The sequence below is a fragment of the Streptomyces coerulescens genome (assembly GCF_042657965.1).
Lineage (GTDB): Bacteria > Actinomycetota > Actinomycetes > Streptomycetales > Streptomycetaceae > Streptomyces > Streptomyces coerulescens.
This window is the reverse complement of sequence record NZ_JBHSKM010000024.1, coordinates 170,063-183,371: the sequence shown is the minus strand read 5'-3', so window position 1 is coordinate 183,371 and position 13,309 is coordinate 170,063. Positions and strand designations below refer to the sequence as shown.

11 protein-coding genes are annotated in these 13,309 nt (G+C 72.7%); 7 read left to right on the top strand and 4 right to left on the bottom strand.

The window, feature by feature from the left end; genetic code table 11:
- Window positions 1-33 precede the first annotated feature (33 nt).
- Together ACFPQ9_RS30350 and ACFPQ9_RS30345 are read left to right on the top strand one after the other, a co-directional pair.
- Window positions 34-1,995 (top strand): serine/threonine-protein kinase, encoded by a 1,962-nt coding sequence (locus tag ACFPQ9_RS30350; protein WP_380860368.1) that lies wholly within the window; start codon window positions 34-36, stop codon window positions 1,993-1,995.
- A gap of 12 nt (window positions 1,996-2,007) precedes the next feature.
- Window positions 2,008-2,178 (top strand): hypothetical protein, encoded by a 171-nt coding sequence (locus ACFPQ9_RS30345; protein WP_190072240.1) that lies wholly within the window; start codon window positions 2,008-2,010, stop codon window positions 2,176-2,178.
- Window positions 2,179-2,181: 3 nt separating this feature from the next.
- Here ACFPQ9_RS30345 and ACFPQ9_RS30340 read toward each other — a convergent pair whose 3' ends face one another.
- The 4 genes from ACFPQ9_RS30340 to ACFPQ9_RS30325 all read right to left on the bottom strand — a co-directional run bounded on the left by ACFPQ9_RS30340 (window position 2,182) and on the right by ACFPQ9_RS30325 (window position 6,489).
- Entirely contained in the window at window positions 2,182-3,387 is a 1,206-nt protein-coding gene (locus ACFPQ9_RS30340; RefSeq protein ID WP_380860364.1) for a sensor histidine kinase, read from the bottom strand.
- A 160-nt stretch (window positions 3,388-3,547) separates the two neighbouring features.
- Complete coding sequence (locus ACFPQ9_RS30335; RefSeq protein ID WP_380860361.1) at window positions 3,548-5,260, bottom strand: sodium/solute symporter; 1,713 nt, start codon at window positions 5,258-5,260, stop codon at window positions 3,548-3,550.
- Window positions 5,261-5,374: 114 nt separating this feature from the next.
- Window positions 5,375-5,737, bottom strand: coding sequence for a hypothetical protein (locus ACFPQ9_RS30330; RefSeq protein ID WP_380860358.1), 363 nt, complete (start codon window positions 5,735-5,737; stop codon window positions 5,375-5,377).
- Between the two features lie 2 nt (window positions 5,738-5,739).
- Complete coding sequence (locus tag ACFPQ9_RS30325; RefSeq protein ID WP_380860355.1) at window positions 5,740-6,489, bottom strand: LytR/AlgR family response regulator transcription factor; 750 nt, start codon at window positions 6,487-6,489, stop codon at window positions 5,740-5,742.
- A gap of 88 nt (window positions 6,490-6,577) precedes the next feature.
- On the opposite strand from ACFPQ9_RS30325, the gene ACFPQ9_RS30320 reads away from it, so the two are divergent.
- The 5 genes from ACFPQ9_RS30320 to ACFPQ9_RS30300 all read left to right on the top strand — a co-directional run bounded on the left by ACFPQ9_RS30320 (window position 6,578) and on the right by ACFPQ9_RS30300 (window position 13,252).
- Window positions 6,578-7,072, top strand: a complete 495-nt coding sequence (locus tag ACFPQ9_RS30320) for an Lrp/AsnC family transcriptional regulator (protein WP_380860352.1) — start codon at window positions 6,578-6,580, stop codon at window positions 7,070-7,072.
- A gap of 153 nt (window positions 7,073-7,225) precedes the next feature.
- Window positions 7,226-8,038 carry a dimethylargininase gene (ddaH, locus tag ACFPQ9_RS30315; RefSeq protein ID WP_380860349.1) on the top strand — a complete coding sequence of 271 codons (813 nt, stop codon included), beginning with the start codon at window positions 7,226-7,228 and terminating at the stop codon, window positions 8,036-8,038.
- Window positions 8,035-9,252, top strand: coding sequence for an ornithine--oxo-acid transaminase (rocD, locus tag ACFPQ9_RS30310; RefSeq protein ID WP_380860346.1), 1,218 nt, complete (start codon window positions 8,035-8,037; stop codon window positions 9,250-9,252). Before ddaH ends, rocD begins: the two co-directional genes overlap by 4 nt.
- Window positions 9,253-9,545: 293 nt before the next feature.
- A complete protein-coding gene (locus tag ACFPQ9_RS30305; RefSeq protein ID WP_380860343.1) occupies window positions 9,546-12,029 on the top strand; it encodes a SpoIIE family protein phosphatase in 2,484 nt (827 codons plus the stop codon).
- Window positions 12,026-13,252 (top strand): PP2C family protein-serine/threonine phosphatase, encoded by a 1,227-nt coding sequence (locus ACFPQ9_RS30300; RefSeq protein WP_380860340.1) that lies wholly within the window; start codon window positions 12,026-12,028, stop codon window positions 13,250-13,252. Before ACFPQ9_RS30305 ends, ACFPQ9_RS30300 begins: the two co-directional genes overlap by 4 nt.
- Window positions 13,253-13,309: the final 57 nt, after the last annotated feature.

The following is a 13,309-nucleotide window of genomic DNA, read 5'->3' as shown; positions in this document are numbered from 1 at the left end:
CCCAGCGCACCCGCAGAACCCGGGAGTCACCGGATGCCCTCAGGATCACCGACGTCGGGAGTGGGCCGGGTCATCGCCGGCCGTTATCTGCTGCTGAACCGGCTCGGCAGCGGCGGGATGGGCCATGTCTGGCTCGCCCACGACCGGAGACTCGCCTGCGAGGTCGCGCTCAAGGAGATCGTGTTCCGGGACCCGGTCCAGGCCGACGAGCGCGAGGCCCGGGTGGCCCGTGCCCGCGCCGAGGCCCGGCACGCGGCGGGGCTGCGCGGCCATCCCCATGTGGTGACCGTGCACGATGTGCTGGAGCACGAGGGACTGCCCTGGATCGTCATGGAGTACGTCGAGGGCGCCGTCAACCTGCGCGATCTGGTCGATCAGCGCGGCCCGCTGGCGCCCGCGGAGTGCGCCCGCATCGGGCTCGCCGTGCTGGACGCGCTGACCGCCGGGCACGAGCGGGGTGTCCTGCACCGGGACGTGAAACCGGCGAACATCCTGCTGGCGCCGGACCGTACCGGGGCGCCGTACGGACGGGTCCTGCTCACCGACTACGGCATCTCGGTGCAGCCGGACGCCGGTGAGACCCGGTACACGCTGGCATCCGTGCTCGTCGGGACATCGGGCTATCTGGCGCCCGAGCGGGTCACGGGCGGGGCGCCCACGCCCGCCACCGATGTGTTCTCGCTGGGCTGCACGCTGTACTACGGCGTCGAGGGCCGGGGCCCCTTCGACCGTGAGTCGCATCTGGCGGAGCTGACCGCGGTCGTCATGGACGAGCCCCGGGCGGCCGGGCGAGCCGGGGCGCTGGGGCCCGTCCTGTGGGCGCTGCTGGAGAAGGACCCGGCGCGGCGCATGCCGGCCGCGCAGGCGGAGGCGGCGCTCTCGCGGATCGTCACGCCGGAGGCCGACGCGTACGCGCGGACGCAGACCGACCTCGGTTCACAGCCGCACTGGGGCGGTGCGCCGCCTCCGGGACCCGTGCCCGATCCGGTGGGGTTCGGACCGCCGCCGGTGTCCGGGCGGCCCGGTAATGCCCAGGGCTTCAGTCCCCCGTCCGGACGTCTCGGCGCGCCGCCGGGCCCGGGCTCCGGCACGGTGGGCGCAAAGCCCGGCGGTTCCCCGACTCAGCCTCCCGGTGGACCGCTGGGCTTTGTTTCCGGTGACGGTGGCGGACTCCGGCCCCGCCCCCGCGTCCGGCACGCGGTCCTCGCCGGTCTGCTCGGGCTGGCGCTCGCGGGGGCCGGCGTCTGGTACGCCATGTCCCAGGAGTCGGACACCGGGGGGACGGGGCGGCCGTACGGGAGGGCCGTGGGCCTCGGGGCGCCGCTGAAGGGCGGCGACTGTGTGCTCGCCGACTGGCCCGGCACGCCCGCCTTCCAGGGCACGCCCCGGCTGAGCCTCGACTCCAGCTGCCGGGAGAAGGCGCCCGACGGGCAGGTGATGGCGTTCGTGGCGGCCGCCTCGGCCGCCGAGGCGCGGCAGGACGGGCCGGCGGCGTGCGAGGAGCGGACGCGGGAGCTGCGCGGGCGGCTCGCGGACGTGCGCAGCTTCGCCGTCGTGCCGACCGAGGCCGGGTTCGAGGCCGCCGGGCAGCGTACGGCCTGTCTGGTGCTGGGGGCGCACGGGCCGGTGTACGGGCCGCTGGGCGGGCATCGCAAGCCGGGGGCGGCGTTCGCGGACACGGCGACCATGCAGCGCCGTGACTGTCTGGACGTCCGCTCGCACCGGGACGCCCGGCTGGTGTCCTGCGCGGAGCGGCACGACGAGCAGGTGCTCGGATTCACCCGGTTGGGCGCCGACGTCACGCTCGCCGAGGCACGCACGGAATCGGACACGGCGTGCGCCCGCGAGGTGCCGCCCCGCGACTACGGATTCGATCCTTCCGTCTACACGGCGGGCTCCTGGACGAGCGAGGGGGCCTGGAAGAGCGGCACCCATTTCGTCGTGTGCACCGTTCGGAGGCAGAACGGGGGCACCATGGAGGGGGACGAACCTTAGGAGGGTGTTGCGATGCCCGGTTCTACGGACGGTTCTACGAAGGCGATGGGGGTGCTCACCGTCGGCGGCCTCGTCGTGGTGACGGCCTACACGGTGGCGCTCGGGAGCAATGGCTGGCTGTGGTTCGGGTGGGTGGTGCTGGGGCTCATCACCCTGGGGATGGTCGTCAGCCGCCCGACGTGAGGCTCACTCCCGGGTGAGTCGCCCCGCCGAGTGCACGCCCGGCTGGTACTTCGGCAGCCGGGCGGTCACTTTCATGCCCGCTCCCAGGGCGGTCTCGATGACGAGGCCGTAGTCGTCGCCGTAGACCTGCCGGAGCCGATCGTCGACGTTGGACAGTCCGATGCCTCCCGACGGGCTGTCCTCGCCCGCGAGGATGCGGCGCAGCAGCACGGGGTCCATGCCGGCGCCGTCGTCCTCGATGACGACGAGGGCCTCGGCGCCCGCGTCCTGTGCGGTGATCTGGATGTGGCACTTGTCGGCCGCGCCCTCCAGGCCGTGCTTGACGGCGTTCTCCACGAGGGGCTGGAGGCAGAGGAACGGCAGGGCGACCGGGAGCACCTCCGGGGCGATCTGGAGGGTGACGGAGAGGCGGTCGCCGAAGCGTGCCCGTACCAGCGCCAAGTAGTGGTCGATGGCGTGGAGTTCGTCGGCGAGGGTGGTGAAGTCGCCGTGCCTGCGGAAGGAGTAGCGGGTGAAGTCGGCGAATTCCAGGAGCAGTTCGCGGGCGCGCTCGGGGTCGGTGCGCACGAAGCTGGCGATCACCGCGAGCGAGTTGAAGATGAAGTGCGGGGAGATCTGAGCGCGCAGTGCCTTGATCTCGGCCTCGATCAGGCGGGTGCGGGACTGGTCGAGGTCGGCCAGCTCCAGCTGCACGGACACCCAGCGGGCCACCTCGCCCGCCGCCCGCACCAGGACCGCCGACTCGCGGGGCGCGCAGGCGACGAGGGCGCCGTGGACGCGGTCGTCGACGGTGAGCGGGGCGACGACCGCCCAGCGCACCGGGCAGTCGGGGGCGGTGCAGGTGAGCGGGAAGGCCTCGCCCCGGCCCGACTCCAGGGGGCCGGAGAGGAGTTCCATGATCTCCGTACGGTGATGGTCACCGACCCCGTCCCAGACCAGGACGTCCTCGCGGTCCGTGAGGCACAGCGCGTCGGTGCCGAGCAGTGAGCGCAGCCTGCGGGCGGATTTTCGGGCGGTCTCCTCGGTGAGTCCGGCGCGCAGCGGGGGCGCGGCGAGGGAGGCGGTGTGCAGGGTCTCGAAGGTGGCGTGCTCGACGGGGGTGCCGAGGTCGCCGAGGTTCTGCGGTCGGGCGGTGCGCCGGCCGAGCCAGAAGCCGGCGGCGAGCAGCGGCAGGATCGCCACCGACAGGCCCGCGAGGAATCCGCTCATGCGTTCACCTCCGCGGGACGCTCTGCGGGTAGTGCCGCGCATGGCCGCTTGTCGGCTGCGGGCAGTATGTGGCTGATCGCGCCCACGCGGCGGCAGCCGCACATCGAACACAGCCGCGCGCCCCTTCGGGGCGCTGACCTTCGGGGCGCTGTCGAGGCGCTCATGCCTTCGCCTCCGCCCGCAGTTCCTCCGGCAGATGGAACCGGGCCAGGATCGCCGCCGTGCCAGGCGGCACGCGCCCCGGGGTGGCCAGGGACACGAGGATCATCGTGAGGAAGCCCAGCGGCACCGACCACAGGGCGGGCCAGGCGAGCAGTGCGTGGGCCGCGCCTGAGCCCGGGAAGCCGGCCATCGTCGCGGCGACGGCGAGCAGCGCGGAGCCGCCGCCCACCAGCATCCCGGCGGCGGCGCCGGGCGGGGTGAGCCGGTGCCACCAGATGCCGAGGACGAGCAGCGGGCAGAACGAGGACGCCGACACGGCGAAGGCGAGGCCCACCGCGTCGGCCACCGGAAGTCCGCCGACGAGGACGCTCGCGGCGAGCGGGACGGCCATGGCGATCACCGTGCCGAGCCGGAAGTGGCGTACGCCGCGGGTCGGGAGGACGTCCTGGGTGAGCACGCCCGCGACGGCCATCGTCAGCCCGGACGCCGTGGACAGGAACGCGGCGAAGGCGCCGCCCGCGACCAGCGCGCCGAGCAGGTCGCCGCCGAGGCCGCCGATCATGCGGTCGGGCAGCAGCAGGGCGGCCGCGTCGGCGTCGCCGGTGAGGGTGAGTTCGGGGGCGTAGAGGCGGCCGAGGGCGCCGTAGACCGGCGGCAGCAGGTAGAAGGCGCCGATCAGGCCCAGCACGGCGACGGTGGTGCGGCGGGCGGCGACGCCGTGCGGGCTGGTGTAGAAGCGGACGACGACGTGGGGCAGGCCCATGGTGCCGAGGAAGGTGGCGAGGATCAGTCCGTACGTCGCGTACAGCGGGCGTTCGCCACGGCTCTCGGCCTGCGACGGGGACAGGCCGCCGCCGGTGCTGCGGTCGCGTTCGGGGACCTGTGCGCCCTTGGCGAAGGTCAGCCGGGTGCCGGCCTCGATGTGATGGGTGCCGGCGGGCAGTTCGAGCTTGCGCTCCTCGTGCGTGCGGCCGTCGACCGTGCCGCTCACGGTGACGTCGAGCGGGCGGTCGAGCTTCAGCTTGATGCTGTCGTCGACGCTGACCACGCTCTGTTCACGGAAGGTCGCCGGTTCGTCGAAGGCGTGCCGAGGGGCGCCGTCGCCCTGCCAGGCGAGGATCAGGAAGAGGGCGGGGACGAGCAGGGCGGTCAGCTTCAGCCAGTACTGGAAGGCCTGCACGAAGGTGATGCTGCGCATGCCGCCGGCCGCGACGATGGCGACCACGACGACGGCGACGATGAGTCCGCCGAGGGAGTCGGGGGCTCCGGCCAGCACGGTCAGGGTCAGTCCGGCGCCCTGGAGTTGGGGCAGCAGATACAGCCAGCCGGTGCCGACGACGAAGGCGCCCGCGAGCCGGCGTACGGCCTGGGAGGAGAGGCGGGCCTCGGCGAAGTCGGGCAGGGTGTAGGCGCCGGAGCGGCGCAGCGGGGCGGCGACGAACAGCAGCAGCACGAGGTATCCGGCGGTGTAGCCGACCGGGTACCAGAGCATGTCGGGACCCTGGACGAGCAGCAGTCCCGCGATGCCGAGGAAGGACGCGGCGGAGAGGTACTCGCCGCTGATGGCGGCCGCGTTGAGGCGGGGGCCGACGGTGCGGGAGGCGACGTAGAAGTCGGAGGTGGTACGGGATATGCGCAGGCCGAAGGCGCCGACGAGGACGGTCGCCAGGACCACCAGGGCGACGGCGGGGACGGCGTAGCCGGAGTTCACGGCCACTCCTCGGGTTCGTGCAGCGCGCCCCGTATGGCTGCGAGGAACGGCGCGACCAGCCACAACGGCGCGGCAGACGATCGGCGAGATATCACGGCACCTCCAGCGGAGCGCTCAGCGGTCTTCGACGAGGCGCACGAAGTCACGCTCGTTGCGTTCGGCGCGCCGCACGTACCAGCGGGCGAGGAGGACCAGCGGGGCGTAGAGGCAGAAGCCGAGGACCAGCCACTCCACGCGGCGGGCGTCCGGCATGGCGGCGAACAGCAGCGGCAGCGGGCCGATGAGCAGGCCGAGGACCGCGAACACGGTGAGGCCTGCGCGCAGCTGGGTGCGCATCAGCGACCGTACGTAGGTGTGACCGAGGGTGGTCTGCTCGTCGATCTCGGTGCGGGGGCGGTAGTAGCCGGAGGCGGGACGGCTGCGGCGGGGCGGGCCGGTGACGACGACGCGGCGCTCGGCGGGGTCCTGGTTGGGCATGGCTACGACCTCCTCATCAGCAGGTCCCGCAGCTCGCGCGCGTGGCGTCGGCTGACCTGGAGCTCCTCGGTGCCGACCATGACGCTGACGGTGCCCGCGTCGAGGCGGAGTTCGCCGATGTGGCGCAGGGCGACGAGATGGCGGCGGTGGATGCGGACGAAGCCGCGGGAGCGCCAGCGCTCCTCCAGGGTCGACAGGGGGATGCGGACGAGGTGGCTGCCCTTGTCGGTGTGCAGCCGGGCGTAGTCGCCCTGGGCCTCGACATGGGTGATGTCCTCGACGGCGACGAAGCGGGTGACGCCGCCCAGCTCGACCGGGATGTGGTCGGGGTCGGGTTCGCTCACGGGTATTCGGGGGGCGGCGTCGCGGAGCTCGGCGGCGCGCCGGACGGCCTCCGCGAGGCGTTCCTTGCGCACGGGCTTGAGGAGGTAGTCGACGGCCTTGAGGTCGAAGGCCTGGACGGCGAAGTCCTCGTGGGCGGTGACGAACACGACGAGCGGCGGCTTGGCCAGACCGGTGAGCAGACGGGCCAGGTCGAGGCCGTCCAGGCCGGGCATGTTGATGTCGAGGAAGACGACGTCGATCGACTCCGGGCCGTGGGGTCCCGACTCCAGGGCGCGGTTGATGCGCCGCAGCGCCTCGGTCGCGTCGCCGGCGCCTTCCGCGCTGCCGATGCGCGGGTCCGCGTGCAGGAGGTAGAGCAGTTCCTCCAGCGAGGGGCGTTCGTCGTCGACAGCCAGGGCGCGCAGCATGAACGGGAGTGTAAGAGCTTCGGGCACGCCTGGACATGTGCTCTGCGTGGACGTTCGCGCTGGGTGCTGTGCCGCTTACAGTGCCTTCATGAACAGCGGCGCGGCCTCCTTCGACGCACTCGACCGGAAGATCATCACCGCTCTGATGGCGAACGCCAGGACGAGTTTCGCGGAGATCGGCTCCAGCGTCGGGCTGTCGGCGACGGCGGTCAAGCGGCGCGTGGACCGGCTGCGCGAGACGGGCGTGATCACCGGCTTCACGGCCACGGTCGAGCCGTCGGCGCTGGGCTGGCGTACGGAGGCGTACGTCGAGGTGTACTGCGAGGGCGCGGCGCCGCCGCGGCGGCTCGCGGAGGTGGTCCGCAACCATCCGGAGATCACCGCGGCGATGACGGTGACCGGGGGCGCGGACGCGCTGCTGCATGTGCGGGCGCGGGACGTGGAGCACTTCGAGGAGGTGCTGGAGCGTATTCGTGTCGAGCCGTTCATCCGGAAGACGATCAGCGTGATGGTGCTGTCGCACCTGATCCCGGACAGTCCTGAGGCGGGCGCCACCCAGGCCGCTCCCGCGGAGGGCACCTGAGCGTCGGTGGGCGCAGTAGTCGTGCGCCGGGGCCGCGGAATTCGCAGCATTCCTGCGTGAACGCGCAATTCTTGTTTCTTGTCGGGCGTCGGCGTGTCTTCCTACCTTGGTGTCAATCCTCATCGACACCGTAGGAAGCGGAGGAACCCCTCTGTGCCCGAAACCCGTGTGCCGCGCCGGCGGCGCTTCCTGGTCTGTGAGCCCAGACATTTCGCCGTGCAGTACGCGATCAACCCCTGGATGCAACCCGACATCCAGGTCGACGTCGACCTGGCCCGGGAGCAGTGGCAGTCGCTGATCCGTGCCTACCGTGCCCACGGTCACGCGGTCGACACGCTGGAGCCGGTCGTCGGTCTGCCCGACATGGTGTTCGCCGCGAACTCGGCGGTCGTCGTCGGCGGCCGTGTCTTCGGCTCCCTCTTCCACGCGCCCGAGCGCCGTCCCGAGTCCACGCACTACGAGACGTGGTTCAAGACGGCCGGCTTCGACGTGTACCGGCCCGAGTCCGTGTGCGAGGGCGAGGGCGATCTGGTGTGGACGGGCCGCTATGTGCTCGCCGGCACCGGTTTCCGCACCTCCCGGGACGCGCACCGGGAGGCGCAGGAGTTCTTCGGCCACCCGGTGGTCAGCCTGACGTTGGTGGATCCGTACTTCTACCACCTGGACACGGCGCTGTTCGTGCTCGACGACGACAACATCGCCTACTACCCGGAGGCCTTCTCGCCGGGCAGCCGTGAGGTGCTCGCGCGGCTGTACCCGGACGCGGTGCTCGCGACCCGCGACGACGCCTCGGCCTTCGGCCTGAACTCCGTGTCCGACGGCCGTCATGTCTTCATCGCGCCCCAGGCCGAGACGCTCGCCGCCCGGCTGGACGAGCGCGGTTATGTCCCCGTCCCCGTCGACCTGTCAGAGCTTCTGAAGGCCGGCGGTGGCATCAAGTGCTGCACTCAGGAGATCCGCTCATGACCGCGCCCGCGCAGACCCGTTCGTCCGCCGATCTGATCCGCGCCGAGGAACCGGTCCTGGCGCACAACTACCATCCGCTTCCGGTGGTCGTCTCCCACGCCGAGGGCGCCTGGGTGGAGGACGTGGAGGGCCGCCGCTACCTCGACATGCTGGCGGGTTACTCGGCGCTGAACTTCGGCCACCGCCATCCGGCGCTGATCGAGGCGGCGCACGCCCAGCTCGACCGGCTGACGCTGACGTCCCGCGCCTTCCACAACGACCGGCTCGCCGAGTTCGCCGAGCGGCTGGCGGCGCTGACCGGCCAGGAGATGGTGCTGCCGATGAACACGGGCGCCGAGGCCGTGGAGAGCGGGATCAAGGTGGCCCGCAAGTGGGCGTACGAGGTCAAGGGCGTCCCGGCCGACCGGGCGACGATCGTGGTCGCGGCCGACAACTTCCACGGCCGTACGACGACCATCGTCAGCTTCTCCACGGACGAGACCGCGCGGCAGGGCTTCGGCCCGTTCACGCCGGGCTTCCGGGTCGTGCCGTACAACGACCTGCCGGCGCTGGAGGCGGCGATCGACGAGACGACGGCGGCGGTGCTGCTCGAGCCCATCCAGGGCGAGGCGGGCGTGCTCATTCCCGACCAGGGCTATCTCGCCGGCGTGCGCGAGCTGACCAGCCGCAAGGGCTGCCTGTTCATCGCGGACGAGATCCAGTCGGGCCTCGGCCGCACGGGCCGCACGCTCGCCGTCGAGCACGAGTCGGTCGTGCCGGACGTGCTGCTGCTGGGCAAGGCGCTGGGCGGCGGCATCGTGCCGGTGTCGGCGGTGGTGGGCAGCCGCGAGGTACTGGGGGTGCTGCGGCCGGGCGAGCACGGCTCGACGTTCGGCGGCAACCCGCTGGCCGCCGCGGTCGGCACGGCCGTGGTCGAGCTGCTGGAGACGGGTGAGTTCCAGCGCCGGGCGGGCGAGCTGGGCGTGGTGCTGCGCGGCGGTCTGTCGGCGCTGCTCGGCAAGGGCGTCGTCGGCTTCCGGGCGCGCGGTCTGTGGGCGGGCGTCGACATCGACCCGGCGGTAGGTACGGGCCGCGAGATCAGCGAGCGGCTGATGCGTGAGGGCGTGCTGGTGAAGGACACCCACGGCTCCACGATCCGGCTCGCTCCCCCGCTCACGATCACCCCGGAGGAGCTGACCGGGGCGCTGAGCACGCTGGAGAAGGTACTCGGGTGAGGGATCTCAAGGGACCTCTTCCCGGCGGGCTCGGGTAGGGGACCTCAAGGGACCTCTTCCCGGCGGGCTCGGGTAGGGGACCTCAAGGGACCTCTTCCCGGCGGGCTCGGGTGAGGGACCTCACGGGACCTCTTACCGGCGGCCCGGCTCCCCGATCGCGGGGGCCGGGCCGCCGGCCTCGCACCCCGGCTCCCCCGCACACTCCCGGCCCCCACAAGGAGGCAGGTGTGAGCGGAAGGGTGAAGATGGGGACAAGAGGTGGTAGACCGCTCTCACCGACAGAGAGGTCGGCCGTGGGCACATACGACGAGCAGGACGTCGCCCGGCAGTGGTTCGACGTGGCCGACGCCGCGGCTGTGCTGCTCGACGCCCAGGGGCGGGTGACGGGCTGGACCAGGGACGCCCAGAGGCTGCTGAAGTACTCCGCCGCCGAGGTGGTCGGCACGAAGGCCGGGACCCTGCTGTCGGCCGAGGACGCCCCGCGCCTGCCCGACCTCGTGCGGCGGTGCCGCAGGGACGGCGGCTGGTCGGGACTGCTGGCCGTGGTGCGCAGGGGCGGGGAGCCGGTCCGGGTGATGGTGCGCGTGACCTCGACCCAGGAGGCACCCGGCCCGTCGAGCTGGCTGGTGCTGCTGTCCGAGATGGGCGACGCCCCGGGGTGGGCGATGAGCCGGCGCGTGCTGGAGCAGATGGTCGCCGGGTCCCCCGTCGGGATAGCGATCGTGGACACCGATCTGCGGTACGTGTGGTCGAACGCCGCTCTGGAGCAGTTCGGCGGCGGCCCGGCGCGGAACCGGCTGGGGATGCGGCTGGCCAACGTCCAGCCGGGTCTGAACTCCCGGTCGATCGAGGCGCAGATGCAGCGCGTCCTGGAGACCGGTGAGCCGGTGGTGGGCTACGAGCACGTGGGTCTGGTGCGGTCCGCACCGCACCGGGAGACGGCCCACATGATGTCGTTCACCCGGCTGGAGGACGAGCAGGGCCACCCGGTGGGCGTGTACTACACCGTCGTCGACGTCAGCGAGCGGCACCGCGCCCGGCAGCGCCTCGACCTGCTCGACCGGGCCGGCGAGCACATCGGCCGCAGCCTGGACATCATGCAGACCGCGCAGGAACTGGCCGACGTGGCGGTCCCGACGTTCGCCGACTTCGTCTCCGTGGACCTGCTGCAACCGGTCCTTGCGGGCGCCGAGCTCGCCGCCGGGCCGCCCGGCGACACGACAGAGGTACCACTGCACCGGGCCGGGCAGCAGTCGGTGAACGAGAACCTGCCGGAGGCGTCCTTCGCCGTCGGCGACACGGCCGCCTATCTCGCCGGAGCCCCGCCGCTGCGGGTCCTGGCGACGGGCCTGCCCTGGCGTCAGGCCCGTCTCGACCCGCTCGCCAGGGACTGGGCCGTCCATGCGTCGGGCGACCGGGCGGCGACCTTCCTGGAGCTGGGGCTGCAGAGCGTGATGATCGTGCCGATCCGCGCGCGGGGCGTCACCACCGGCGTCACCACCTTCTTCCGGCACCGCCGCCGGGAACCCTTCGACGAGGACGACCTGACCCTGGCGGAGGACCTGGTCTCGCGCGCGGCCGTCTGCGTCGACAACGCGCGCCGCTACACGCGCGAGCGCGATGCCGCGCTGGTCCTGCAGCGCAGCCTGCTGCCCCACCGGCTGCCCGAGCAGGACGCGGTGGAGATCGCCGCCTGCTACCGCCCGGCGGACGAGCTGACCGGCCTCGGCGGCGACTGGTACGACCTGATCACGCTGTCCGGCGGGCGGGTCGCGCTGGTGGTGGGCGAGGTTCCCGGGCACGGCATCGACGCCGCCGCGGCGATGGGCCGCCTGCGGACCGCCGTACGGACCCTCGCGGCGCTGGACCTGCCGCCGGACGAGGTGCTGGCCCACCTCGACGACCTCGTCGCGCGCTCGGCCCGCGAGGAGGGCGTGGAGGCGAGCACGGAGGAGGACGCCATCGCCCAGTCGGTGGGGTCCGCGTGTCTGTACGTCGTCTACGACCCGGTCGACGGGCAGTGCACGATGGCGGCTGCGGGGCATCCGGCGCCCGCCGTGGTGCTGCCCGACGGCGAGGTCACCTTCGTGGATCTTCCGCAAGGGGCGCCTCTCGGGGTGGGCGGTGCCCCGTTCGAGTCGGTGGAGCTGGCGCTCGCGGCCGGCAGCACGCTCGCCCTGCACACCGACGGTCTGCTGGCGCGGGAGGAGGGCGACCGGGCCGCGGAGCCGGACCGGGACCGGTTGCGCCACGCGTTGGAGAGGCGCGCGGACTCGCTCGACCTCCAGTGCCGGACCGTGGTGGACGCCCTGATCCCGGACCGCCCGCACGACGACGTGGCGCTGCTGATGGCCCGCACCCGGGTGCTCGGCACCGAACAGGTCGCCGACTGGGATCTGCCCGCGGACCCCGCGGCGGTCTCCGACGCCCGCAAGACGGCCGCCCGGATGCTGGCCGACTGGGGCCTGGACGAGCTGGCGTTCACGACGGAGCTGGTGGTCAGCGAGCTGGTCACGAACGCGATCCGGTACGCCGTCGGGCCCATCAGGCTGCGCCTGATCAGGGAGCGCGCGCTGGTCTGCGAGGTGTTCGACGGCGGCGCGACCGCCCCGCATCTGCGCCACCCGCGCACCACGGACGAAGGCGGTCGCGGACTGCTGCTGGTGTCCCAGTTCACCCAGCGCTGGGGCACGCGGTTCGTTCCCGAAGGGAAGATCATCTGGGCGGAGCAGGCCCTGAGCGATGGTCAGATGCCGGTGATGAGGCGGGAGCCATGAACGAGGCGGCTGTCGACTACGAGGCGGTCTTCCAGTCCCTGCCGGGAATGGTGGCACTGCTGACCCCGGACCTGGTCTACGTCGATGCCAACGAGGACTTCCAGCGCCTGTCCGGACGCCCCCGGACGGGGCTGGTGGGCCGGTACCTCTTCGACGTCTTCCCCGACAACCCCAACGACTCCACGGCCACCGGCATGCGCAACCTCCAGGCGTCGATGCAGCGCGTGGTGACCACCGGCGAGCGAGACGCCATGGCGCTGCAGCGCTACGACGTCGAGGATCCCCCCGGCGAGTGGACCGAGCGGTACTGGAGCCCGGTCAACGCGCCCGTCTTCGGCCCCGACGGGAAGGTGGCGCTCGTCGTGCACCGGGTGGAGGAGGTCACCGAACTCATCCGGCTGCGCGGCGGCACGGGCAGCAACAGCCGGGCGCGGGTGCTGGAGGCCGAGCTGTACACGCGGGCGCGTGAGCTGCAGGAGGTCAACGAGCGGCTGCGGCAGTCCCACGCCCGCGAGCGCGAGGTGGCACTCGCCCTCCAGGAGGCGATGCTGCCGCCGCGCCGGCAGGTGCGCACGGGCCGGGCCGCCGTGCGCTACCGGCCCGCGGTCGGCGCGCTGAACGTGTGCGGCGACTGGTACGACCTGGTCGACCTGGTCGGCGGCAACCGTATCGGGGTCGCGGTGGGCGACGTGGTCGGGCACGGTCTCGGCGCGGCCGGCGTGATGGGGCAGCTGCGCAGCGCGCTGAGCGCCGCGTCCCGGGTCGCCGACGGTCCGGCGCAGGCCCTGGACGTGCTGGGGCGCTACGCGCATGTCGTCGACGGCGCCGAATCGGCCACCGCGGTCACCACGTTCATCGACTTCGACACCCACACCATCGCCTACAGCAGCGCGGGCCATCCGCCGCCCGTCCTGGTCCATCCCGACGGCCGGGTGGAGTTCCTCGACCAGGCCACCGACCCGCCGCTGGACGCCCGGCCCGATCCGATACCGAGACCCCAGGCGGTCACCACCTACACGAGCGGTGCCACCCTCGCGCTGTACACGGACGGCCTGGTGGAACGGCGTCACGAGGACATCGACACCGGGCTCGGGCGCCTCGCCGACTCGCTCGTGCGCCATCGCACCGCCGACCCGGAGGCCCTTGCCGACGCCGTCCTGCTGGAGCTGCTGCCACCGGGCGGCGCGACCGACGACACGGCACTGATCATCGTGCGCCTGTGATGGACGGACAGTGTCGGCGGCCGCCCGCGAGGACGGACGACCTGGCACCCGGCGATC